21 protein-coding genes are annotated in these 22,295 nt (G+C 72.3%); 8 read left to right on the top strand and 13 right to left on the bottom strand.

Going from position 1 to position 22,295, the window contains the following annotated elements:
* Positions 1-402 precede the first annotated feature (402 nt).
* Positions 403-789, bottom strand: a complete 387-nt coding sequence (locus ACWCP6_RS26715) for a DUF2795 domain-containing protein (RefSeq protein ID WP_450935101.1) — start codon at positions 787-789, stop codon at positions 403-405.
* Between the two features lie 269 nt (positions 790-1,058).
* On the opposite strand from ACWCP6_RS26715, the gene ACWCP6_RS26710 reads away from it, so the two are divergent.
* Positions 1,059-1,853: an RNA polymerase sigma factor SigF gene (locus tag ACWCP6_RS26710; RefSeq protein WP_450935100.1), complete on the top strand. Its 795-nt coding sequence runs from the start codon at positions 1,059-1,061 to the stop codon at positions 1,851-1,853.
* Positions 1,854-1,954: 101 nt separating this feature from the next.
* Here the strand turns inward: ACWCP6_RS26710 and ACWCP6_RS26705 are convergent, their stop codons facing one another.
* A complete protein-coding gene (locus ACWCP6_RS26705; protein WP_450935099.1) occupies positions 1,955-2,353 on the bottom strand; it encodes an ANTAR domain-containing protein in 399 nt (132 codons plus the stop codon).
* 396 nt (positions 2,354-2,749) lie between these two features.
* Between ACWCP6_RS26705 and ACWCP6_RS26700 the strand changes: the two genes are divergently transcribed.
* The 3 genes from ACWCP6_RS26700 to ctaF all read left to right on the top strand — a co-directional run bounded on the left by ACWCP6_RS26700 (position 2,750) and on the right by ctaF (position 5,258).
* Positions 2,750-2,926 (top strand): CsbD family protein, encoded by a 177-nt coding sequence (locus ACWCP6_RS26700; RefSeq protein ID WP_450935098.1) that lies wholly within the window; start codon positions 2,750-2,752, stop codon positions 2,924-2,926.
* Positions 2,927-3,156: 230 nt separating this feature from the next.
* Positions 3,157-4,872 (top strand): aa3-type cytochrome oxidase subunit I, encoded by a 1,716-nt coding sequence (gene ctaD / locus ACWCP6_RS26695; RefSeq protein ID WP_450935097.1) that lies wholly within the window; start codon positions 3,157-3,159, stop codon positions 4,870-4,872.
* A complete protein-coding gene (gene ctaF, locus ACWCP6_RS26690; RefSeq protein WP_450935096.1) occupies positions 4,869-5,258 on the top strand; it encodes an aa3-type cytochrome oxidase subunit IV in 390 nt (129 codons plus the stop codon). The genes ctaD and ctaF overlap by 4 nt, the downstream gene beginning before the upstream one ends.
* A gap of 96 nt (positions 5,259-5,354) precedes the next feature.
* On the opposite strand, the gene ACWCP6_RS26685 is transcribed toward ctaF, so the two are convergent.
* From ACWCP6_RS26685 to ACWCP6_RS26670, 4 genes are all read right to left on the bottom strand, one after another.
* A complete protein-coding gene (locus ACWCP6_RS26685; protein WP_450935159.1) occupies positions 5,355-6,299 on the bottom strand; it encodes a glutaminase in 945 nt (314 codons plus the stop codon).
* A gap of 203 nt (positions 6,300-6,502) precedes the next feature.
* A complete protein-coding gene (gene aspA, locus ACWCP6_RS26680) occupies positions 6,503-7,933 on the bottom strand; it encodes an aspartate ammonia-lyase (protein WP_450935095.1) in 1,431 nt (476 codons plus the stop codon).
* Positions 7,934-7,968: 35 nt separating this feature from the next.
* Positions 7,969-9,132, bottom strand: a complete 1,164-nt coding sequence (locus ACWCP6_RS26675) for an asparaginase (protein WP_450935094.1) — start codon at positions 9,130-9,132, stop codon at positions 7,969-7,971.
* Positions 9,129-9,887 carry a FadR/GntR family transcriptional regulator gene (locus ACWCP6_RS26670; protein WP_450935093.1) on the bottom strand — a complete coding sequence of 253 codons (759 nt, stop codon included), beginning with the start codon at positions 9,885-9,887 and terminating at the stop codon, positions 9,129-9,131. The genes ACWCP6_RS26675 and ACWCP6_RS26670 overlap by 4 nt, the downstream gene beginning before the upstream one ends.
* A 223-nt stretch (positions 9,888-10,110) precedes the next feature.
* On the opposite strand from ACWCP6_RS26670, the gene pgm reads away from it, so the two are divergent.
* Entirely contained in the window at positions 10,111-11,751 is a 1,641-nt protein-coding gene (pgm, locus tag ACWCP6_RS26665; RefSeq protein WP_450935092.1) for a phosphoglucomutase (alpha-D-glucose-1,6-bisphosphate-dependent), read from the top strand.
* Positions 11,752-12,019: 268 nt separating this feature from the next.
* Here pgm and qcrB read toward each other — a convergent pair whose 3' ends face one another.
* The 6 genes from qcrB to ACWCP6_RS26635 form a co-directional block, all read right to left on the bottom strand.
* Complete coding sequence (qcrB, locus tag ACWCP6_RS26660) at positions 12,020-13,678, bottom strand: cytochrome bc1 complex cytochrome b subunit (RefSeq protein WP_450935091.1); 1,659 nt, start codon at positions 13,676-13,678, stop codon at positions 12,020-12,022.
* A 67-nt stretch (positions 13,679-13,745) separates the two neighbouring features.
* Positions 13,746-14,012: a DUF5133 domain-containing protein gene (locus tag ACWCP6_RS26655; protein WP_450935090.1), complete on the bottom strand. Its 267-nt coding sequence runs from the start codon at positions 14,010-14,012 to the stop codon at positions 13,746-13,748.
* A gap of 270 nt (positions 14,013-14,282) precedes the next feature.
* Positions 14,283-15,500: a cytochrome P450 family protein gene (locus ACWCP6_RS26650; RefSeq protein ID WP_450935158.1), complete on the bottom strand. Its 1,218-nt coding sequence runs from the start codon at positions 15,498-15,500 to the stop codon at positions 14,283-14,285.
* A gap of 82 nt (positions 15,501-15,582) precedes the next feature.
* A complete protein-coding gene (gene ligD, locus ACWCP6_RS26645) occupies positions 15,583-16,608 on the bottom strand; it encodes a non-homologous end-joining DNA ligase (RefSeq protein ID WP_450935089.1) in 1,026 nt (341 codons plus the stop codon).
* Complete coding sequence (locus tag ACWCP6_RS26640; RefSeq protein WP_450935088.1) at positions 16,605-17,027, bottom strand: hypothetical protein; 423 nt, start codon at positions 17,025-17,027, stop codon at positions 16,605-16,607. The genes ligD and ACWCP6_RS26640 overlap by 4 nt, the downstream gene beginning before the upstream one ends.
* Before the next feature lie 142 nt (positions 17,028-17,169).
* Entirely contained in the window at positions 17,170-18,654 is a 1,485-nt protein-coding gene (locus ACWCP6_RS26635; protein WP_450935087.1) for a cytochrome P450, read from the bottom strand.
* A gap of 134 nt (positions 18,655-18,788) precedes the next feature.
* Here ACWCP6_RS26635 and ACWCP6_RS26630 point away from each other — a divergent pair, with 134 nt between their 5' ends.
* Positions 18,789-19,397 (top strand): TetR/AcrR family transcriptional regulator, encoded by a 609-nt coding sequence (locus ACWCP6_RS26630; RefSeq protein WP_450935086.1) that lies wholly within the window; start codon positions 18,789-18,791, stop codon positions 19,395-19,397.
* 485 nt (positions 19,398-19,882) lie between these two features.
* Here ACWCP6_RS26630 and ACWCP6_RS26625 read toward each other — a convergent pair whose 3' ends face one another.
* Complete coding sequence (locus ACWCP6_RS26625) at positions 19,883-20,497, bottom strand: TetR/AcrR family transcriptional regulator (RefSeq protein ID WP_450935157.1); 615 nt, start codon at positions 20,495-20,497, stop codon at positions 19,883-19,885.
* A gap of 163 nt (positions 20,498-20,660) precedes the next feature.
* On the opposite strand from ACWCP6_RS26625, the gene ACWCP6_RS26620 reads away from it, so the two are divergent.
* Positions 20,661-21,119, top strand: coding sequence for a nuclear transport factor 2 family protein (locus tag ACWCP6_RS26620; RefSeq protein ID WP_450935085.1), 459 nt, complete (start codon positions 20,661-20,663; stop codon positions 21,117-21,119).
* A gap of 249 nt (positions 21,120-21,368) precedes the next feature.
* Positions 21,369-22,190 carry a DUF427 domain-containing protein gene (locus ACWCP6_RS26615; protein ID WP_450935084.1) on the top strand — a complete coding sequence of 274 codons (822 nt, stop codon included), beginning with the start codon at positions 21,369-21,371 and terminating at the stop codon, positions 22,188-22,190.
* The last annotated feature ends 105 nt before the right edge of the window (positions 22,191-22,295 follow it).

The following is a 22,295-nucleotide window of genomic DNA, read 5'->3' as shown; positions in this document are numbered from 1 at the left end:
GGGGCAGCGGGCCGGTACCAGGAGGGTGAGGACCTTCCCGGTACCGGTTCGGCGCGGCCCGGCGCCTCCACCAGGAGGTAGGTTCAGCGCAACCGCCCACGGCAGACCGCGCCGTATGCGGTACGTGCCCTGCCGGGCGCCCCCCGTCGCCGTACCCCTGACCTGAGCACAGGTCGACGACGCGGCCGTGCACGCGCGCCGGTGGACCGTCGGGAAGGCGGTGGACCAGGCGCGCACCGAGCCGTGGTCGGACCTGCCGCGCGGGCGGCAGGCCTCGGCCCGGCGGCGGCCGGCGGCGCCGAAGGACTGACGGGCCACCACCGGTCGGTCCCGCCGCGCACGCTCTTCGGTGCCCTCGGCCGCTCCTCTCGTGCGCCCCCCCGGGCGCCTCCACGCCGATGACTACATCTCGCCCTGCCGACGCAGGACCGCGCGGGCGAGTTCCTCGGCGTTCGGGTACGTGGTGTCGCCGGGGAGCTTCCGCAGACCCTGCACCAGGTCGTCCGACGCGTGGTGTGCGCGCAGCTCACGGGCGATGGCCCGCGGGCGGCCGGGGAAGGAGCCCCGGCCCAGATGCCGTGCGAGGTCGTCACGCAGGCTCTCCACCGGCCCGGGCGACCGGCCCGGGGTGACCGGACCGCCGGCGACCGCCGGGTCGTCGTCGGCCGTGGGCTCCGGGTCGTGCCACTCCTCGCTCCTGGTGGGGTGCCGCGAGCGGAGCAGCTCGCGAAGTTCGTGCTTCATCTCGTCGTCACGCCGGACACTCAGCCGGTCACTGCCTCGTTGCATGACTCCCTCCGATGCCCAAGGGAAGACGGTGCCCGTGCCGGGTACCCGAGGCGACGGTTCTCAGTACACGGGACACCCGATGAAGCGCACATGTTTCGAGAGGGCCGATGCCGGGAAAATACGCTGATGTGCTTCGGACCGGAGGCACGTCCGCGGTAGCCCGCTCCAGGGCTCCGGATGTGTCCTTTCCGGTCCTTCTGCGTGCGCTCTCCGCGGTCGCCAGCACTGTTGTCCCTCGCAGGGACTGCCCCTGAGGGAGTTGCGGCACCATGCGCCCCACCCCTGCTGCGAAGCATCATCCGCACGACGACGCACCGGACACGGCCGAGGCCTTCGAGAGGCTGAGGAATCTGCCCGACGGCCCCGAGCGCCTACGGCTGCGTGACGACATCGTGCGTTCCTGGCTCCCCATGGCCGACCGGATCGCCGGACGCTTCCGTGGCCGGGGGGAGTCCGTCGAGGACCTCTGCCAGGTCGCCGCGCTCGGCCTCGTCAAGGCCGTCGACCGGTACGACCCGGCACGCGGCTGCGCCTTCGAGAGCTATGCGGTACCCACGGTGACGGGCGAGATCAAACGGCACTTCCGCGACCACATGTGGACACTGCACGTGCCGCGCCGAGTGCAGGACCTGCGCAACCGGGTGCGCGCCGCGGTGCAGGAGCTCTCGCAGACCATCTCCGGCCGCGGACCGACGATCGCCGAGATCGCCGCCCACGCGCATCTGAGCGAGGACGACGTCCGCGCCGGGCTGGAGGCTCTGGACAGCTTCACCGCCCTGTCCCTGGACGCGGAGCTGCCGGGCAGTGACGACGGCTACGCCCTGCGCGACGCGCTGGGTTCCCCCGACGGGGCGCTCGAGGTCGTCGTCGACCGGGAGGCCGTCAAGCCGGCCCTGCGCGCCCTCCCCGAACGCGAGCGGACCATCCTGTACATGCGCTTCTTCGGCGACATGACCCAGAGCTGCATAGCCGAGGAGCTCGGCATCTCGCAGATGCACGTCTCGCGGCTGATCAGCCGCTGCTGCGGCAGGCTGCGCGACGAGGTGCTCGCCGACGCCGCATGACGGCTGCGGACGCCGCATGACTCGACGGACAGGACGGACGGCGAGGGCGGGACCGAGGCCGCACGACGGCAGCGGGACGCACGCCATCGGCCGTCGCGGTCTCAGCCGTCCTGGGCGCCGCCCGGCACCTGGGGGGTGCCCCGTGGAACCTGCGTGGGCCCGTGCCGGTCGATCGCGTCCTCCAGCTCGGCCCTGACCTCGGCGGGCAGGTCGCCGTTGCGTCCCCAGATGATGATGAGTTCCGCGATATTGCGCAGCTTGATGTTGGTGTGCTGGGAGACCTCCTGAAGGATCGTCCACCCTTCGTCGGGCGTGACCCGGCCGAGTGCGACGATCATCCCGATCGCCTGGTCGACGGTGGCGTGGGAGTGGACGGCCTGCTTCAGCTGGCCGATCTCCTCCTCCAGTTGGAACACGCGCGTCGCCGTCTCGTCGGGCGGGACCGGCTCCGCCGCCGCATCGGTCACCTCACCGGCCCGCGACCGGTCGTCTGACGTCATGCGTCCCCTCCGGGCTGGCTCGAAGCACTCTCGGGCCATTCCATTGTCGTCCCGGCGCGGTCGTACGCCATGCGTATCCGGTCGGGACGCCTGCTCCTGGAAGGTGTCGTGGAAGCCCTCGCCCGGGTGCGCCCGCACCGGATGCGGCCGCGCGACGTGGGCGGAGGCGATTCACCCGAAGGACGCTGTGCGCTGTGACGACCGCGACGCGCCCCACGGGCCGGCGCCGACCGGCGAAAGGCCCTGTGTGCGGGCCTCTCCGGGGGGACCGGGGGAGAGCGCGGAAGCCCTGGGGTGATCGCTACGGAACGTATTGAAATGTGTACGGATTGCGAAGTGTGCGTGTTCGGCGCACTGTGGGATCGCCAGTCCAACCCCCACAGAAGGATGAATGGCATGGCTAAGGCAAAGGCCAAGACCAAGCAGGTCAAGGGCAAGATGAAGGAAACCGCGGGCAAGGCCATGGGCGACCGTGGCATGCAGGCGGAGGGCCGCGGCGAGCAGATCACGGGCAAGGCCCAGGAGGCCGCGGAGCGGACCACCGAGCGGGCCAAGCGGGCGACCCACCACTGATCCGCGCACCGGGGCTCACCGCCCCCGGCAGTCGCACCGGGCCTCGGTTCGGGCGACCGCCGGGGGCGTCCTCATGTCCGCCGTGCGCACGGGACGCCGGCCGCAGGGGCGCTGCTCCGTTCGGCGCAGTCCACGTTTGGCGCCCGTGACTTGCGGCTACCTGGCGCCTGGGCACCCGCATCCGCCGGGCCCCGTGGACGCGTCCGTCGCCAGTCGTCGGTGGAGGGGTGATGTCGCAAGTCGACCAGGACGTCCGGGACCGGCGGGCGGCGGCGGGCACCGAGCGCCGGATCGCGCTCGGCACCCGGCTGATGGGCTATGTGACGACCACCGATCACAAGGTCATCGGCAACATGTACATGGTCACGGCCTTCGGGTTCTTCCTCTTCGCCGGGCTGCTCGCGATGGGCATGCGCGCCGAACTCGCCCGGCCGGGTATGCAGATCTTCAGCGCGGACCAGTACAACGAGCTGTTCACCATCCACGGCACGATCATGATGCTGCTCTTCGCGACCCCGATGTTCGCCGGCTTCGCGAACGCGGTGATGCCGCTGCAGATCGGGGCGCCCGACGTGGCGTTCCCCCGGCTCAACGCGCTGTCGTACTGGCTGTTCCTGTTCGGTGGTCTCATCGTCGTGTCCGGGTTCCTCACCCCGGAGGGCGCCGCGGGCTTCGGCTGGTTCGCCTACGCGCCGCTCAACAGCGCGATCCGCTCGCCCGGAGCGGGCGGCGACCTGTGGGCCATGGGCCTGGTGGTGGCCGGACTCAGCACCGTCCTGGGCTCGGTGAACTTCATCGCCACCATCGTCTGTCTGCGGGCCCCGGGCATGACGATGTTCCGGATGCCGATCTTCACCTGGAACATCCTGTTCACGTCCATCCTGGCGCTGCTGGCGTTCCCCGTCCTCACCGCCGCCCTGCTCGTCCTGGAGGCGGACCGGAAGTTCGGCGCGCTCGTCTACGACCCGGCCAACGGGGGAGCGCTGCTGTGGCAGCACCTGTTCTGGTTCTTCGGCCACCCCGAGGTCTACATCGTCGCGCTGCCGTTCTTCGGTGTGATCTCGGAGATCATCCCGGTCTTCAGCCGTGCGCCGCTCTTCGGCTACATGGGCATGGTGGGCGCGACGATCCTCATCACCATGCTCTCCGCCAGTGTCTGGGCGCACCACATGTTCGCGACGGGCGCCGTGCTGCTGCCGTTCTTCGCGCTGATGTCGTTCCTGATCGCCGTCCCCACGGGCGTGAAGTTCTTCAACTGGATCGGCACGATGTGGCACGGCAGCCTCTCCTTCGAGACCCCGATGCTCTGGTCGGTCGGCTTCCTCGTCACCTTCCTGCTCGGCGGCCTCAGCGGAGTCCTCATCGCCTCCCCGCCGATCGACTTCCACGTCACCGACAGCTACTTCATCGTGGCCCACCTGCACTACGTGCTCTTCGGCACCGTCGTCTTCGCGATGTTCGGCGGCTTCTACTTCTGGTGGCCCAAGTGGACAGGACGGATGCTCGACGAACGCCTCGGGAAGATCCACTTCTGGACCCTGTTCTTCGGGTTCCAGGCCACCTTCCTCGTCCAGCACTGGCTCGGCGCCGAGGGCATGCCCCGCCGCTACGCCGACTACCTCGCCGCGGACGGCTTCACCACGCTCAACACCGTCTCGTCCATCGGCGCGTTCCTGCTCGGCATGTCGACCCTGCCGTTCCTCTACAACGTCTGGAGGACCGCCCGGTACGCGCCCGCGGTCGACGTCGACGACCCCTGGGGCTTCGGGCGTTCCCTGGAGTGGGCGACCTCCTGCCCGCCGCCCCGGCACAACTTCGACGCGCTGCCCCGTATCCGCTCCGACTCGCCCGCCTTCGACCTCCACCACCCCGAGGGGCCGGAGCTGCCCGCCGCCTGGCGGGGGCCGCAGAGCACGCCGGACACCCGCGAAGAGCACGACGGATGAGGACCGAGGCCCTGCTCTTCGCCGGTGTCGCCGTCTTCTTCCTGGTCACCGACGTGTTCTACGCATGGTTCGCGCAGGAACCCGTCGGTATCGTGGCCTTCGCGGTCAGCTTCGCCATGTCCTCCCTGATCTCCTTCTTCTTCGCCCGCAATCTGCTTCTGCGGGGGAGCAGGCCGGAGGACCGCAAGGACGGGGAGATCCGGGAGCGTGCCGGCTTTCTCGACTTCTTTCCGCCGCGGAGCGCCTATCCGCCCCTGATCGCCCTGGGCGCCGCCCTGGCCGCCATCGGCATCGTCTACGGCCTGTGGCTCTTCGTCCCCGCACTGCTCCTGCTGCTCGCCGGAGTGGTCGGCATGGTCATGGAGTTCGCACGGCGCGGGGACTGACCACCGCCCGGACGGCGCAGGCTCCCGCCCGTCGCCCGTCGCCCGTCGCCCGGCCCGCGGGTCCATGGCCGGGGCCGTGCGACGTGGTGGCGGCGGTCAGAACACGGACAGCCCCGTCAGGGTGGTGAAGCGGTCCAGAGCGGCCACGCCCGCCACCGAGTTGCCGCGCTCGTCGAGGCCGGGGCTCCATACGCACAGCGTGCAGCGGCCGGGCACGACCGCGATGATGCCTCCGCCCACACCGCTCTTGCCGGGCAGGCCCACGCGGTAGGCGAAGTCGCCCGCGGCGTCGTACGTGCCGCAGGTCAGCATGACCGCGTTCACCTGCTTGGTCTGGCTGCCCGTGAGCAGCCGCGAGCCGTCCGCGCGCATCCCGTACCGGGCGAGGAACCCGGCGGCGCGCGCCAGATCGGCGCAGGAGGCCTCGATGGAGCACTGACGGAAGTACTGGTCCAGCAGCGTCGGCACGGGATTGGTGATGTTGCGGTACGACGCCATGAAATGGGCGAGTGCCGCGTTGCGGTCGCCGTGCGCGGTCTCGGAGGCGGCTACGGCCTCGTCGAAGGTGAGGTCCGGGTTGCCGCTCTCCGCCCGGAGGAACTCCCGCAGGGTGCCCACCGCGTCGCCCGTCAGGGACTGGAGGCGGTCGGTGACGACCAGGGCGCCCGCGTTGATGAAGGGATTGCGGGGGATGCCGTTCTCGTACTCCAGCTGGACCAGCGAGTTGAAGGGGTTGCCGGAGGGCTCGCGGCCCACGTGCTCCCACAGCTCCTCGCCCTCGAGAGCCAGCACCAGGGCGAGCGTGAACGCCTTGGTGATGGACTGCGCCGAGAACGGCTGCTGCCACTCGCCCACGCCGTACACCGTCCCGTCGGGCTCGGCGAGCGCCATGCCGAAGCGGCGCGGGTCGACGGAGGCGAGGGCCGGAATGTAGTCGGCGGGACGACCGCGGCCGGGGGCTCTGGCGATGTCCTCGGCGATGCGGTCGAGGACCGACTGGAAGGACTCACGCCACGGGGAGGACGGGGGAGGGGGCGGCAAGGAGGGCGACGGCACTGTCACTCCGGCTTCGTACGGTGGTGCGGCGGCGTGGCGCGTGCGCCGCGCCGGCCGGGGCCCGCGGGACGCACGCACTGCGCTGGTGTTCGGATCACGGCCCATTGTGCCGCCCGGCGCGCCACCCGCCGACGAGCGGGGTCCGCGACCGGGCGGTGGTGTCGGGCCCGGCCCCTGCCCGGCGGGACTCAGCCGGTCAGGGGCACTCCCGAGCCCACGGCCGTACCGGCACCGGCGAGCCGTTCCGGGCTGAGCAGCGCCGAGAGCCGCTCGGCCGGCAGCAGGCCCTTCTCCAGGACCAGTTCCGCCACGCCGCGCCCGGTGCTCAGGGCCTCCTGAGCGATCGCGGTGGCCGCGGTGTAGCCGATGTGCGGATTGAGCGCGGTGACCAGGCCGATGGAGTTCTCGACGGAGGCGCGCAGCACGTCGGCGTTGGCGGTGATCCCGGCGACGCAGCGCTCGGCGAGGGTGAGGCAGGCGGCCCGCAGATGCGTGATGCTCTCGGACAGCGAGTGCAGGATGACCGGCTCGAAGGCGTTCAGCTGGAGCTGGCCGGCCTCGGCGGCCATCGTGATGGCGACGTCGTTGCCGATCACTTCGAAGGCGACCTGGTTGACGACCTCCGGGATGACCGGGTTGACCTTGCCCGGCATGATGCTGGATCCGGCCTGCACCGGCGGCAGGTTGATCTCGTTCAGTCCGGCACGCGGACCCGATGAGAGCAGCCTGAGGTCGTTGCAGCTCTTGGAGAGCTTGACGGCGATGCGCTTGAGCACACCGGACAGGTGGACGAACGCGCCGCAGTCCTGTGTCGCCTCGACGAGGTTGGCCGCGGTCACCAGCTGGAGCCCGGTGATGTCGGTGAGATGGCGCCGCGCGGCCTCGGCGTAACCGGCGGGCGCGTTGAGCCCGGTGCCGATGGCGGTGGCGCCCAGGTTGATCTCGTGGATGAGCTGCACGGCCTCGCCGAGCCGGCCGCGGTCCTCCTCCAGCATCACGGCGTACGCCGAGAACTCCTGACCGAGCGTCATGGGCACCGCGTCCTGAAGCTGGGTGCGGCCCATCTTCAGGATGTCGCGGAACTCGAAGGCCTTGGCGGCGAAGGCGTCCTGGAGCACGGCCATGGCCTGCAGCAGCCCGCGTACCGCGAAGACCGTCGCGACCTTGACGGCGGTCGGATAGACGTCGTTCGTGGACTGGCCGAGGTTGACGTCCTCGTTCGGGTGCAGCCGCGCGTAGTCGCCCTTGGCGTGGCCCAGCAGCTCCAGGGCGCGGTTGGCTATCACCTCGTTGGCGTTCATGTTGGTCGAGGTGCCGGCGCCGCCCTGGATGACGTCCACGACGAACTGGTCGTGCAGTCCTCCGTCCCGGATCTCCCGGCAGGCCGTGACGATCGCGTCGGCCTTCTCCGCGGGCAGCAGTCCGAGTTCCGCGTTGGCGCGGGCGGCGGCCTCCTTGACCGCGGCGAGCGCGTCGATCAGGTGCGGGTAGGCGGAGATGGGCGTGCCGGTGATGGGGAAGTTCTCCCGGGCGCGCAGGGTGTGGACACCCCAGTACGCATCGGCGGGGACGTCGCGGTCGCCGAGGAGGTCGTGCTCGGTGCGGTGGACGGCGGTCATCGGTGCGGTTCTTCCTTCGGTGGGCGGTGCGGACGTCAGGCGCGGGTGCCGTGCGGCGTCGCCGGGACGCCGGGATCGAGCGCGGGGGCGGGGCGGATGCCGCCGACGACGGTGCCGCCGCCGAGGACGGGTGCGGAGGCGAACTCGGCGAGGAGCGCCGGGTCGACGCCGCAGCGGGCGAGCGCGGCCGCGGCCGCGGGTATCCGGGCGCGGTCGGCGCCGTCGGCTATCTTCACGGCGAAGGCCCGGCCGTCCGGGAGGGCCGCCGCCTGCACGCCCTCGAAGCCGTCCTTGGCCAGCAGGCCGGGCACCGCGCGCATCAGGCGGGCCACGTCCCGGCCCGTCCCGGATGCCATCTCCGCGTGCTCCCGCACGGCGTCCGCCACACGTGCCTCCGGTGTGCCGGCCGCGGCGGACGCGATCCGGGCGGTGGCCCGGGCAAGGCCGAGCAGCGAGACGGAGAACAGGGGAGCGCCGCAACCGTCCGTGGTCACCACGGCGATGCGCTGCCCGGTGAGGTCCTCCACGGTCTCGGCGATCGCGCGCTGCAGCGGGTGCACCGGGTCCAGGTAGTCGTCGAGCGACCAGCCGCGACGCAGCGCGGTGAGCAGCATCGCCGCATGCTTGCCCGAGCAGTTCTGCGCGACGCGGGAGGGCAGCCGGCCCTCGCGCAGCCATGTCTCGCGGACGGTCGGGCCGAACGGCAGGTCGGGGGTGTTGCGCAGCGCGTCCTCGGTGAGCCCGGCGAGCTCCAGGATGCGCCGGGTACCGGCCAGATGGCGTTCCTCGCCGGAGTGACTGGCTGCGGCCAGGGCGAGCAGTTCGCCGTCGAGCGGCAGTCCGGCCCGCAGCAGGGCCACCGCCTGGACGGGCTTGAGCGCCGAGCGGGGGTGGAAGGCCGCATCGATGTCCCCGAGCCGGAACTCCACCCGGCCGTCGGCGGCCAGCACCACGACGGAGCCGTAGTGGACGCCCTCGACGATCCCGCCGCGCACCACATGCGCGACCGGCGCGTGCAGCGGCTCACGGACGACGGGCGCCGCGTCCGGAGCACCCGCGTGCCCCGGGGACGGGGCGAGAGCCCGGTCCGTCCGCCCGTCCCCCGCGCCGCTGCGCTCACCGCCGCCCGCGGTCGTGTGCCCGTCGGTGGCCGTGGGGCCCACGGGTGCCGTCCGTTCCCGGAGGGACTGCTCGTTCATGTCTGGATTTCCCCTTCCGGGTTTCCTCGGCCCGCGTTTCCTCGGTCCGCGTCGGCGGAGTCGGGGCGGACGATGGAGGTCAGCGTCGTCTCGACGCGGTTGAGGTGGTGGGCCATCGCGTCGGCCGCGTCCTGCGCGGAACCGTCGGCCAGCGCCTCGACGATGGCGCGGTGCTCGCGGTTCGACTGCTCGCGCCGGTCGCCGAGCTCGTTGAGGAACGTCGACTGCCGGGCCAGCGCATCGCGGATCTCCTCGATCACCTTGCGGAACACCGGGTTCCTGGCGGCCTGGGCCACGGCGAGGTGGAACAGGGTGTCCATCGCCACCCAGGCGGTGGTGTCGGTCTCGCGCTCCATCCGCTCCAGCAGATGGCCGAGGTGGTCGAGGTCCTCGGGCGTACGACGCTCGGCGGCGTAGCCCGCGACCGGGATCTCCACATGGCGGCGGACCTCCAGCAGGTCGCTCGCCGCGTAGTCGCCGAACGTGGGGTCCTCGACCGGGCCGGTGGAGACCACGAAGGTGCCCTTGCCGGTGCGGGATGCGGTCAGGCCCATGGTCTGCAGGGCGCGCAGGGCCTCCCTGAGCACCGGGCGGCTGACCTCCAGCCGACGGCAGAGCTCCGCCTCGGAGGGCAGCTTGTCCCCGACGGCGTAGTCACCGCGTTCGATGGCACTGCGCAGGTGGGTCAGGACCGCCTCCATCGCGCTCACGCGACGCGGCACCGAACCACCTGTCTGGCTGTCTGACAGGTTCACGGTGCGATCCTCCGGGTGGGACGGCGCAGATGTCAAGGGCCCGATCGCTCCCGTTTCCCCACCGGGCAGCCCTCCGTCTCCCGCGAGGCGGACGGTCGACATCCGCGGGGCGGACGGCGGACCGGTACCCGCGGGCACCGGGAGGGGCGCACTCGCGCACAGCCCGGGCGCACCGGAAAATGGGCGCGCGACGGAACACGCATCCGAGGCGGAGGAGTGGCACGTGCAGCATGAGCGAGCGGGACAGCCGGCGCGACCGGAGGACCTCATCGACGTCGCCCGGCTGGTGACCGCGTACTACGCACTGCACCCGGATCCGGCCGACCCCGGCCAGCGGGTGACGTTCGGCACATCGGGCCACCGAGGATCGTCCCTGGCGACCGCGTTCAACGAGGACCACATCGTCGCCACCAGCCAGGCCATCTGCGAGTACCGCGCGGGCCGGGGCACCGACGGCCCGCTCTTCCTCGGCGCCGACACCCATGCCCTGTCGGAGCCCGCCCGGGTCACCGCCCTCGAGGTGTTCGCCGCCAACGACGTGCCCGTCCTCGTCGACGCCGACGACGGCTACACGCCCACCCCCGCGGTGTCGCACGCCATCCTGACCCACAACAGGGGCCGCACATCGGGCCTCGCCGACGGCGTCGTCGTCACGCCCTCGCACAACCCGCCCGCCGACGGCGGATTCAAGTACAACCCGCCCAGCGGCGGCCCCGCCGGCTCCGACGCCACCTCCTGGATCCAGGACCGGGCCAACGAGATCATCGCGGGCGGCATGAAGGACGTACGCCGCATCCCCTACACCCGCGCCCTCGCCGCACCCGGCAGCGGACGGTACGACTTCCTCGGCCGGTACGTCACCGACCTGCCGAGCGTCCTCGACCTCGACGCGGTGCGCGCCGCGGGCGTGCGCATCGGCGCCGACCCGCTGGGCGGCGCGTCCGTGGCCTACTGGGGCCGCATCGCGGAGCAGCACCGGCTGGACCTGACCGTGGTCAACCCGCTCACGGACCCCACCTGGCGGTTCATGACGCTGGACTGGGACGGCAGGATCCGCATGGACTGCTCGTCGCCGTACGCGATGGCCTCGCTGATCGAACAGCGCGACCGCTTCCGGATCGCCACGGGCAACGACGCCGACGCCGACCGGCACGGCATCGTCACCCCGGACGGCGGGCTGATGAACCCCAACCACTACCTGTCCGCGGCAATCGGCTACCTGTTCACCCACCGCGAGCAGTGGCCGGCGGACGCGGGCATCGGCAAGACGCTCGTGTCGTCCGGGATGATCGACCGGGTCGCCGCCGATCTCGGCCGCAAGCTCGTCGAAGTGCCCGTGGGATTCAAGTGGTTCGTCGACGGCCTCGTCGGCGGGTCGCTGGGCTTCGGCGGCGAGGAGTCGGCCGGGGCCTCCTTCCTGCGCCGCGACGGCTCGGTGTGGACCACCGACAAGGACGGCATCCTCCTGGCGCTGCTCGCCTCCGAGATCCTCGCGGTCACGGAGCGGACGCCCTCGCAGCACTACGCGGCGCTGACCGACCGCTTCGGCGAACCCGCGTACGCCCGTATCGACGCCCCCGCTTCCCGCGACGAGAAGGCCGTGCTCGCCCGGCTCTCACCCGAGCAGGTCAGCGCCGACGCCCTCGCCGGTGAGCCGGTCACCGGGATCCTCACCGAGGCCCCGGGCAACGGCGCGCCCATCGGCGGCATCAAGGTGACCACCGCCAACGCCTGGTTCGCGGCCCGCCCCTCGGGAACTGAGGACGTCTACAAGATCTACGCCGAGTCCTTCCTGGGCCCTGACCACCTCGCCCGGGTCCAGGAGGAGGCCCGGGCGGTGGTGTCGGCGGCGCTGGGCCGCTGAGCCTGCTCCGTCATGCCGGGCGGGACGGGCACCTGATCGGTTCGTCCGCGGCCGGGCGGAACGCGTCTCCTGGGCCCGGCGTTCCTGTGCCGGCCCCTGCCCCCGGGGGGCAGGGGCTGCGGGGACGACGTGGCTCCGCTCGCGCCGCCGGCGCGGAAGAACAGGTACCGGCTCCGGGCGCGGAAGAAACAGGTACCGGCTCCGGGCGCGAAGGAGCAGGTACCGGCTCCGGGCACCGAGCAACAGGGGCGCCGACCCGGGGCGCCGGCTACTCCCTGATCGCGGCGGTTCTCGCCGCGTCCTCCGCCTCCCGGCCGGGCTCCGCCAGGATCGCGTGGACGAGCCGCCGCTGTTTGGGCGTCATCGGCATGTCCACACGGTCCTGGTAGTACCAGCGGCTGAGTGCGGCCCGCAGGCGCTCGCGTCGCGGGGCGGCCGCCTCCAACGGCGGCAGCGGCCGTGGCATGTCGCGCACCAGGATGCGATGCCCTTCGGCAGCGCCCAGCGGTTCATGCGTCTCGCTGATGCCGCCGTCGACGCTCTGGCTCAGGTCGCCCGTCTCCTCGCCCTCCTCCAGGAGCCGCCGCTCGTGGACCTGGAGGGCGAGGCACAGCCGCTTGGTGACGACGAACGCGACCACGGGGCCGACGAACACCATGACGCGCAGGATCCAGGTGAGAGCGTTGACCGAGACGCGGAACGAGTACGCCGTCACGTCATTGCCGCCCGCGAACAGCAGGACCCCGTAGAAGACGATGCCGGCCACGCCGAGCCCCGTCCGGGTGGGCCGGTTGCGGGGCCGGTCGCAGAGGTGGTGCTCCGTGTCGTCGCCGGTGACCCACCGCTCGAAGAAGGGGTACAGGAACAGCGCCGTGAACAGCACGCCCGGCAGGATGATCGCCGGGATCAGCACATTGAACATGAACGTGTGCCCGGCGACGTTCACCTCCCACGGCGGCATGATGCGCAGCGCTCCCTCCAGGAAGCCGACGTACCAGTCGGGCTGGGCGCCCGTGGCCACCTGGTCCGCGCGGTAGGGGCCGTAGTTCCAGACGGGATTGATCTGGGCGAGCGCCGACAGCCCCGCCAGGAGTCCGAACACCATGAAGAACAAGCCGAGCGTCTTGGCGGTGAACTGGGGGAACATCGCCTGCCCGACGGCATTGCGGTTGGTCCTGCCCCGCCCGGCCCACTGGGTGTGCTTCAGATACACCACCAGGATCAGATGCACGGTGAGCAGCCCCACCAGCACACCCGGCACGAGCAGGATGTGGACCGCGTACAGCCGGGGGATGATCGCCCGTCCCGGATAGGGGCCGCCCCAGAGGAAGAACGCGAGATAGGTACCCACCACGGGCAGGGACATCACGATGGTCTGGGCGGTCCGCAGGCCCGTTCCCGACAGCAGGTCGTCGGGCAGCGAGTAGCCGCAGAAGCCCTCCAGAAGACTCATGATGAACAGCGTCAGGCCCACGATCCAGTTGCCCTCGCGCGGTCTGCGGAAGGCGCCGGTGAAGAAGACCCGCAGCATGTGCACACCGATCGCGGCGAGGAAGAGCAGGGCGGCCCAGTGGTGGATCTGACGGATCAGCAGACCGCCGCGCACGTCGAAGGAGATGTGGAGCGTCGAGGCGTACGCCTGCGTCATCAGCTGCCCGCGCAGGGGTGCGTAGCTGCCGTGGTACGCGCTCTCCGACATGCTCGGGTCGAAGAAGAAGGTGAGGTAGACGCCCGTCAGCACCAGCACGACGAAGCTGTACAGGGCCAGTTCGCCGAGCAGGAACGACCAGTGGTCGGGGAACGCCTTGCGCAGCAGTGCCCGGGCGCCCTCGGCCAACGGCAGGCGCTGGTCGAGGGCTTCGGTGCCACCGAGCGCCGCCTTCTTCGTGGCGGCGCCCAGGCGCTCCCTGCGCTTGCGGAACAGCATCCTCGAGCCTCGCTCCCGTCACGGTGGGTGCTCCCTGCCGTGACTGGGTAACCCATGCGAGGCCCGGTCAATCGCGAAGGGCCGCCGCGTTAGGCGAAACAGGGGCATCGGCATGCAGGCGGGCGAGGGTGCACCGGGGCGGGCGGAGGAAGTCCTCGGCGGCGGTGGCGGCTTCGAGAGCGGTGCGCCTGCCCATCAGGACGCAGAGCGTGTAGGCGGTGTCCTCGAAATGCCTGCGGCGGGTGGGATTGCACGGTTCGGCGAGCATCAGCCGTTCCCACGCCCGGTAGCGCAGGAGGAGATGCTTGACGAGTTTCTTGTCAGGCAGAAGCATGGCGGCTGCCCCTCCAGACGTCGTGGTGTCCCGCACGGTACGTGACCATGGGGCCGCCCTCGGCCGTGGTCATGGTGCTGCCGTCGCCGGGGCTGCAATTCCCCCGGACCATCATGCCCTCGGCAGCGGGAACCGGCTTGTTGGCGCTTCAACGACACGCCGTGCGTCCCTTCGGGTGGTCGGCGCCGTCCGTCCCCGGGGCACGTACGTCCGTTCCGCCGTCGGGACGCAAGGAAGGTTCCCGGTCGGTGTTCCGGGAAACGGAGAGGCTCAGCGCACCTCGGGGCCGCCGGGCCGCACCGGGAGGGTGCGCACGCTGTTGCCGACGAAGCTGGCGTGCCGGGGCAGCTCCGCATCCGGGACCGCCAGCGTGAGGGCCGGGAAACGACTGAACAGCCGTTCGAGGGCGACCGTCGCCTCGAGCCTCGCCAGCGGAGCGCCCAGGCAGTAGTGCGGGCCGTGCCCCAGGGAGAGGTGGCGCGTCGTACGGGACCGGGTGACGTCGAAGCGGTCGGCGTCGTCACCGTGGGCGGCCCGGTCGCGTCCGGCGGCCGAGTAGCCGGCTAGCACCGGGGTGCCCTGCGGGATCACCGTGCCGTCCACGACCAGATCCCTGGTGGGGTACCGGAACGGGAAGTAGCTCACCGGGCTGTCCCAGCGCAGGGTCTCCTCGACGACGTCCGCCCACGTGGCCCGGCCGGTCAGCACCAGGTCGAGCTGGTCGCGGTGGGTGCACAGAGCACGGACCGCGTTGGTGATCAGATTGAGGGTCGTCTCATGACCAGCGATGATCATCAGCAACAGCGTGCCGATGAGTTCCTGTGCGTCGAGGCGGTCGCCGTCCTCGTCGCGCGCCGCGATGAGAGCACTGGTCAGGTCGTCGCCGGGATGCCGCTCGCGCTCGGCGGCGACGGCGCCGAGAACCGCGACGAGCTCCCGGTTGGCGGCCATGGCCTCCTCCGGGCCGATGTCGGTGGCCACGACCTGGTTCGACAGCTGGTGCAGCCGCTCACGGCGCCCGGGGTCGACGCCCAGCAGCTCGCAGATGACGCCGAGGGGAAGCGGCAGCGCGAAGGACCGCCGGAGGTCCACCGTTCCGTCGCCGTCGGTGGCGGCTCGCTCCACATCGTCCAGCAGCGCGCCGGTCAGCTCCTCGATCCGGGGCCGCAGCCCCTCGACCCGGCGCGCCGTGAACGCCGTGCTCACCAGCGACCGCAGCCGCCGGTGGTCCGCGCCGTCGGCCGTGGTCATGCCCCGCACCGTGGCGAAGGTGCCCAGTGGCCAGCCCTCGGGGATCCTGCCCTCGCGCAGTGCCGTGAAGTGCCGGGCGTCCTTGGCGACGTCCGGGTGCGCCAGGAACTCCTTCAGCGCCTCGTGACCGAGCACCACCATGCCCTCGACCTCGCCGGGCAGGACCACGTCGCTCACGGCGCCGCGGGCGAGCAGACGTGCGTTGTCCGCATGCGGGCAGCCTCCCGCCGGGTCCATGCGATGCGGCCCTGCGGTGACGCCGTCCACGGAAGACCCCCCAGATCGTCGAACTCCCGTCCTGAGCAGGAGTGTTCCGATCCTAGTGGGAGGCCCGGCCGCCCGGGGGCCGTTCCCGTACGACGTCGCGTGCGGCCTTGTCGTCACGCAGGCCCAGGAACCGCGGATGCCGCAGCATTCCGTCCCGCGTCCACTCGGTGAACGCGACCTGCGCGACCAGCAGCGGCTGCACCCAGCGGGGTCCACGCTCCGGCACCCGCCGCCCGACGGGCGACTCGGCGGTGCGCAACGCGTCGAGCCGGCTGCGGAGACCGAGGAGCGTTCTGCGGTCGAAGCCGGTGCCCACCTTCCCCGCGTACCGCAGTGTCCCGTGTTCGTGGACGCCGAGCAGCAGCGCCCCGAAACCGACGCGGCTGCCGGCCGGTTCCGTGAAGCCGACGATCACGAACTCCTGCCCCTGTTCGCACTTGAGCTTGAGCCAGTCCGGGGACCGGCGCGGCTGGTAGCGGCTCGTCGCGCGCTTGGCGACGAGGCCCTCCCAGCCGCGGGCGCAGGCATCGGCCAGCAGGTCCGCACCGTCCGCGTTGCGGTGCGTGGCCAGGCGCAGGGGCGGCCCGAAGGCGAGGGCACGGCGCAGCAGCGACTTGCGGGTGCGCAGCGGCAGGCGCCGGATGTCGGCGCCGTCGAGACGCAGTAGATCGAACAGGTAGTACGTCACCGCGACCCCCGTCGCCTCGATCGCGCGGCGGTGGGTGAGCCCCATGCGCTGCTGGAGCAGCGAGAAGTCGGTGCGGCCGCCGCGGAACGCGACGATCTCGCCGTCGACCGTGAAGTCCGTGCGGTCCTGGGCGCCGAGGGCGTCGACGAGTTCCGGGTAGGTCTCGTTGAGCCGGTTGCCGGTGCGCGAGAGCAGCGTGATCCGGTCGCCCTCGCGGACGGCGAGGGCGCGGACGCCGTCCAGCTTCCGCTCGAAGAGCCAGTCGCCGGTGAACTCCCGCCGGTCGCTGAGCGTCGCGAGCATGGGGGCGGCGGCGAGCTCCGTACCGGGGCGCGCATCGGCCAGCAGCCGGCGCTGTTCGTCGGGCAGCGCGTCCAGCAGGCCGCTCATCCGCGGCCGCCCGCGCGGTGTCCGGCTCCGCCCTCCCGGACGGACCGCGGGTCCTCGGCGATCTGCCGCACGGTGCGCCCGCCGAGCACCGACCGGGCCCGGCGGGGGTCCGGCGTGTCCGACGTGCCGTGCCGGGCCCGCTCGTCCTCGGCCCTAGCCGGCAGCCATGCCTCGCGCTCGCCGTCACCCTCGCCGCAGCGGCCGGGGACGTCGTGTGCGACCGGGCGTGCGGTGCGGTCCACGACCGCACCGCCACAGCAGCCGAAGGCGGCGAGCAGCAGTTCCACGGGCGTGAACGAGGGCCGGACACCGGGGCCGGCCGCAGCGCCGATCCGTACCTCGGCTCCGCGGGCATTGCGCGCGGTCCGGTGCAGGTGTCCGGCGCGGACGGTCTCGATGCGCCGGTCGTGGTCGCCCATGACGGAAGGTTCTCCCGCCGTCGCCCGGTCCCCGTCGCACGCTCCCGCGTGGCGCCCCGGATGCGCACGTCCGGCGCACAGGCACGCGGTGCGGTACGCCCGCGCGGTGAGCCTTACGGCCGGGCGGGCGCGAACGCGGTGGCTACGCCGGGGTGTCGGCGGGGGAGCGGCGGGTGAGCCGCAGGGTGAGCCCCTGCGGCATCAGCGTCAGCCGCTCCGACACGTGCAGCCGGTACGCCGGGTCGGCGTGGAGGTCGTACCGGCGCAGCAGCATCCCGAGCACCAGGGTCGCCTCGTGCAGCGCGAACTGCCGGCCGATGCAGGCCCGCGCTCCGGTGCCGAACGGCTTGAACACGTGGGCGGGGCGCGACCGCACCGCCGCCGGGTCGAAGCGGTCGGGATCGAACCGCTCCGCGTCGGGCCCCCAGACCGACGGGTCGCGGTGCAGCATGATCGCCAGGACCAGGGCCCAGGCGCCCCGCCGCATCGGGTGCTCCCCGGCGAGCACCGTGTCCTCGCGGGCCTCACGTGCGAACGCCGGCGCCGTCGGCCACAGCCGCAGGGACTCGTCCAGTACGCGGCGCACGTACCGCAGCTTCGCCACCTGCCCGTACCCCGGGCGCGCCGCGTCGCCCCACACCGCGTCCACCTCGGCCTGCGCACGGGCCAGCACGTCCGGGTGGCGGGAGAGATAGTGCAGCGCGAAGGAGAGCGCACCCGAGGTCGTCTCGTGTCCGGCGGCCAGGAAGGTGATGACCTGGTGCCGGATGTTCTCGGGCGCCAGACGTTCCCCGGTGCGCGGGTGGGAGGTCTCCAGCATGCGGTCGAGCAGGTCGCCGGTGCCGCCCGCCGTGCCGGGCGCGGCCCTGCGGGAGGCGACCACCGCGTCGACGGTGCGGTTGAGGAAGGCGATGTCGGCGGTGTTCTGCCGGGCCGCGCTCCGCAGCACCAGCGACGTCAGCGGCGCCGGTACGACATTGCGGCGCTGCGCGAAGGTCAACGTGCCCACCATCGCGGTCACGAAGGGGTGCGGCCGCTCACGCTCGAACGACCCGAAGTCGTGGCCGAAGCCGGTCCGCGCGATCGTCTCCAGCGTCAGCTTGGTCATGTCGCCGGGGACGTCGACGGCGGCGCCGGCCGCCTCCCGTCCGTCCCAGTGGGCGAGGAGACGCTCGGCCACGTCGAGCATCATCGGGTGGTAGCCCTCCATGGCCTCGCGGCTGAAACCGGGGGCGAGGACGTCGTGCGCCAGCTGCCAGTTCGGCTCGTCGTTGTACGCCGTGAACAGACCGTCGCCCACGACCGGGCGCAGATTGGCGATCCCCAGTCCCACGTGCTTCGCGAACCGCGACTCGTCCGCGATGTCGGCCGACTCCCGTGCGCCCCAGACGAACACGAACTCCTTGCCGAAGGCCTTGCGGCGGAAGACCGGCCCCAGCTCCCGGGCGATCGTCATCGAGCTCTGCACGGGCGTGCGCGGCCGGGCGCCCAGCAGATCGCCCAGGAACGGCAGGCGGTGCGGCGGATGCGGGATCCGGTGCAGATCCGGCCAGCCGAGCTCAGCGCCGCGGAAACCGCGGGTCCGCCCGCCGGTCGTCCCGTCCACCGCCGTCGTCGTCCCCGCCATGGCGCCATCTCCCTGGTGCGATCCGCCCGGCGGGCGCGGGAACGCCGCGCCCGCCCAGGGCTTGTTGTACGCGGATTCAATAGCTCCTTCAGTCTCGTACCGCTGTTGAATCGACGTCAAGTAATGTGCACTGCATGGCTGAGCAGCAGGGGGAACGCACACGCCGACGGCTCAGCACCGAGGAGCGCCGGGAGCAGCTGCTGTGCGTCGGGGCCCGGCTGTTCGCCCAGAACCCGTACGACGAGGTGTGGATCGAGCAGGTTGCCGAGATCGCCGGCGTGTCCCGCGGGCTGCTGTACCACTACTTCCCGACCAAACGGGACTTCTTCGCCGCCGTCGTGGAACGCGAGAGCCGGCGGATGCTGCGCCTCACCCGAGCCGAGCCCGGGGTCCCCGTCCGCGAGCAGATCGGCGCGGGCCTGGACACCTTCCTCAACCACGTGCAGGCCCACGCCCACGGCTTCCGTGCCTTCCACCGGGCCGAGGCCGCCGGCGACCCCGCCGTGCGGGCCGTCTACCGGGAGGGTCTCGCCGCGCACGAACGCCAGATCCTGGAGGCCCTCGCCGCCGACCCCGGCACCGCGCCGGTCACCCAGGACCCGGCGACGCTGCGGATCGCCGTGCGCGGCTGGCTCGCGTTCATGGTCCGGGTGTGCCTGGACTGGCTGGACGAGCCGGGTCTGTCCCAGGAGCAGGTGCGGGACCTGTGCGCGCGGGCGCTGCTCGGCGCGATCGAGCCGTAGGAGCGGCCGCGCGACCGCGCAGCAGATCGCCCACCGCGGCGATGCCCGCAGCGACGGCACGCTCCTTGACGTCGCCGAACCCGAGGACGAGCCGGGGCGGCGCCGTTGCCCCGTCGGCGCGGCACGTGCTCATCCCGTGGAGGCCGACCGAGCGGGCGCGGGCGGCGGCGACGACCTCCTGCTCGTCGAGCGACGGCGACCGCGTGGAAACCGGCGGCGAGTCCGGTCAGGGCGACCCCCTGCGCGTGCTCGGCGAGCGCCGCGACGAGGGCGGCGCGCCGGGCCGCGTACACGGCCCGCCCGGCCGCCCCGAGCGGCGGGCACCGCCGGGACGCCTCCGGCGACCGTGACGGTCACGGGTCCGGCACGCGGCGGTATGGGCCGGCCGTACGCAGTGGCGGGGACCCCGGGACCGTACGCGGTGCGAGGCGCCGGGAGTTCGGTGGACCGTGCCGATGGGGGGCAGGGAGGTCCCGGGGAGCGGATCAACGGTAGGTCGGCTCCCGGGCCGGCCTCGGCCGAGGGGCGGCCGGCGAACCGTTCCGCTGGCGCGCGGAGTCGATCAGCAACCGCACCGTCTCCCCGGCCTGCACGGCCGGGTCCGTGGTCCGGGTGATACCGGCGGTGACCATGGCGCCCTCGGCCAGCAGGTACACCGGCTCGGCGAGCCCCTGGGGGAGCCCCGCGTCCGTCACCAGACCGGTCAGGTACGCCCTGAACGCCTGCTTGTGGGCGCGGACCCGGGCGGCGACACGCGGGGACGTACCGCCCAGCTCGCCGTAGGAGTTGATCCACGCACAGCCGTGGAAGCCGGGTTCGCCGAACCATATGCGCAGCCAGTCGAAGACGGCGAGAATCCGCTGCTCCGGGTCGTCCTGGCGTTCGACGTGCGCGGCCAGCTGTTGCCGCCAGCGCACGTCGCGTCGCTCCAGATAGGCGTCCACGAGCTGTTCCTTGGCAGGGAAGAGCTGGTACAGCCGCTTGAGCGACACGCCCGAGGCGGCGCGGATGTCGTCCATGCCGACGGACTGGACACCGCGCGAGTAGAACAGTTCCTCGGCGGCGTCCAGGGCCCGCTCCCCGGCGACCGCGCCGTCCATCCGGCCGCCGGAGCGTCCGCCGCCCCGGCTGCCGGGGCGCCCTGCCGTCCGCTCGCTCATTCCTGCTGCTCCTTGACGTGAGAACGATCGTTCTCCTACGGTAGCAGTGCAGTGGAGAACGATCGTTCTCCACTGTTGTCCGCACCGGCGAGAGGAAGACACCATGACGCCCCGCCCCCCGCTTCCCCCCTTCACCCGCGAGACGGCAGCGCAGAAGGTGCAGGCGGCCGAGGATGCGTGGAACACCTGCGACCCCGCGAAGGTCGCCCTGGCGTACACCGAGGATTCCGTCTGGCGCAATCGCGACTTCTTCGTGCAGGGCCGAGCGGAGATCGTCGACTTCCTCACGGCGAAGTGGGAGCGTGAGCGGGACTACGCCCTCCGCAAGGACCTCTGGGCCTTCGACGGCAACCGCATCGCCGTCCGTTTCCAGTACGAGTCCTCCGACTCCGAGGGCCGGTGGTGGCGCTCGTACGGCAACGAGCTCTGGGAGTTCGACGAGGACGGGCTGATGGCGCGCCGCGAGGCCAGCATCAACGATGTGCCGATCGCCCCGGGTGAGCGCCGCATCTTCGGGCCCCGGCCGGAGAGCGAGCGCGGCCGGACGTTCCCGCTGCAGTGACGGCCGGACCCGTGGGGCGGGTCGAGATGCCGCCCGGGTCACGTCCCGTGAGTGCGCGTCCGGCGGGGCGGCGAGCGCGGCGCGTTCGGGCGCGGGCGGTCCGTCGGCGAGGCCGGCCCCGCGGCCGGGTGCCCTGTCCGCGGAACATGCGGCGCGGGCATGGCGCCGGGGCCGGCGGGGCGGTACGGCGTGGCGGCCCGTCGTGCCCGGGCGCCCGCTACGACGCCCCCGCTGTGCGATCGTGCCGTTATGAGCACATTTGTGAGCATGCGCACCGTCAGGACCACGCCGGAAGGGTTCATGTGGGAGCCCAGCGAACGGTGGGTGCGCGGCCGGAAGGGCGACCTCACCGTGGTGGACAGCAGGCGCCCCCTCCTCGTGTGGGAGCCCGGATCGCCGGTACCGGCGTACGCGTTCCCGCGCGACGACGTCCGCACCGATCTGATCCGTCCGGCCAAGGCGCCGCCGGCCGGCGCCCGCTCCGGCCCGCGGACCTTCTACGACATCGAGGCCGGGGGTGAGGTCCTGGCCAACGCGGCGTGGACATACCCCGCACAGGACCTGGCCGGTCACCTCGTCTTCGCGTGGTCCCGGCACGGACGGGGGCTCGACCACTGGTACGAGGAGGACGAAGAGGTCTTCATCCACCCCAGGGACCCGCACCACCGTGTCGACGCGCTGGCGAGCAGCCGCCACGTCCGGGTGGAGATCGCCGGAACCGTGGTCGCCGACACCGCGCACCCCGTGCTCCTCTTCGAGACCGGCCTGCCCGTCCGGTACTACATCCCGCCCGGCGACGTCCGCCTCGACCTCTTCGCACCCACCGGCCACACGAGCGGCTGTCCGTACAAGGGCACGGCGCGGTACTGGTCCTGGCGGGCCGGCAGCGACGTACCGCCCAACGTGGTCTGGAGCTATCCGGACCCGCTGCCCGCCGTGGCCGCCGTCCAGGGCCGCCTCGCCTTCTACAACGAGGCCGTGGACATCGAGGTGGACGGAGCCCGTCCTGCCCGGCCGGACTCCCCGTTCACCTCTGCGCTCTTCCCCCGGAAGGGAGGCGCGGGCAGCTGACGGGCCGTCGGCGTCGCGGAGCGCGGGGCCTTCCGCCCGCCCGGCCGGCGCCGGGCTCCCGTCGGGCGGTCCGCCCGAGGACCGCCCCGCCGACCGGGCACGCCG

This window comes from Streptomyces sp. NPDC002004, assembly GCF_053593975.1.
The sequence above is the reverse complement of the archived record's forward strand: the minus strand, read 5'-3'. Positions and strand labels throughout refer to the sequence as shown.

What these genes read in the sequence shown, in the direction of transcription:
- qcrB (WP_450935091.1), bottom strand. Translation starts at nt 13,678, where the DNA reads ATGCTGTTCCGCAAGCGCAGGGAGCGCCTGGGCGCCGCCACGAAGAAG.
- ACWCP6_RS26710 (WP_450935100.1), top strand. Translation starts at nt 1,059, where the DNA reads ATGCGCCCCACCCCTGCTGCGAAGCATCATCCGCACGACGACGCACCG.
- ACWCP6_RS26640 (WP_450935088.1), bottom strand. Translation starts at nt 17,027, where the DNA reads ATGGGCGACCACGACCGGCGCATCGAGACCGTCCGCGCCGGACACCTG.
- ctaF (WP_450935096.1), top strand. Translation starts at nt 4,869, where the DNA reads ATGAGGACCGAGGCCCTGCTCTTCGCCGGTGTCGCCGTCTTCTTCCTG.
- ACWCP6_RS26635 (WP_450935087.1), bottom strand. Translation starts at nt 18,654, where the DNA reads ATGGCGGGGACGACGACGGCGGTGGACGGGACGACCGGCGGGCGGACC.
- ctaD (WP_450935097.1), top strand. Translation starts at nt 3,157, where the DNA reads ATGTCGCAAGTCGACCAGGACGTCCGGGACCGGCGGGCGGCGGCGGGC.
- ACWCP6_RS26700 (WP_450935098.1), top strand. Translation starts at nt 2,750, where the DNA reads ATGGCTAAGGCAAAGGCCAAGACCAAGCAGGTCAAGGGCAAGATGAAG.
- ACWCP6_RS26655 (WP_450935090.1), bottom strand. Translation starts at nt 14,012, where the DNA reads ATGCTTCTGCCTGACAAGAAACTCGTCAAGCATCTCCTCCTGCGCTAC.
- ACWCP6_RS26630 (WP_450935086.1), top strand. Translation starts at nt 18,789, where the DNA reads ATGGCTGAGCAGCAGGGGGAACGCACACGCCGACGGCTCAGCACCGAG.
- ACWCP6_RS26675 (WP_450935094.1), bottom strand. Translation starts at nt 9,132, where the DNA reads ATGAACGAGCAGTCCCTCCGGGAACGGACGGCACCCGTGGGCCCCACG.
- ACWCP6_RS26615 (WP_450935084.1), top strand. Translation starts at nt 21,369, where the DNA reads ATGAGCACATTTGTGAGCATGCGCACCGTCAGGACCACGCCGGAAGGG.
- ACWCP6_RS26650 (WP_450935158.1), bottom strand. Translation starts at nt 15,500, where the DNA reads ATGGACCCGGCGGGAGGCTGCCCGCATGCGGACAACGCACGTCTGCTC.
- ACWCP6_RS26705 (WP_450935099.1), bottom strand. Translation starts at nt 2,353, where the DNA reads ATGACGTCAGACGACCGGTCGCGGGCCGGTGAGGTGACCGATGCGGCG.
- ligD (WP_450935089.1), bottom strand. Translation starts at nt 16,608, where the DNA reads ATGAGCGGCCTGCTGGACGCGCTGCCCGACGAACAGCGCCGGCTGCTG.
- ACWCP6_RS26715 (WP_450935101.1), bottom strand. Translation starts at nt 789, where the DNA reads ATGCAACGAGGCAGTGACCGGCTGAGTGTCCGGCGTGACGACGAGATG.
- ACWCP6_RS26620 (WP_450935085.1), top strand. Translation starts at nt 20,661, where the DNA reads ATGACGCCCCGCCCCCCGCTTCCCCCCTTCACCCGCGAGACGGCAGCG.
- aspA (WP_450935095.1), bottom strand. Translation starts at nt 7,933, where the DNA reads ATGACCGCCGTCCACCGCACCGAGCACGACCTCCTCGGCGACCGCGAC.
- ACWCP6_RS26625 (WP_450935157.1), bottom strand. Translation starts at nt 20,497, where the DNA reads ATGGACGGCGCGGTCGCCGGGGAGCGGGCCCTGGACGCCGCCGAGGAA.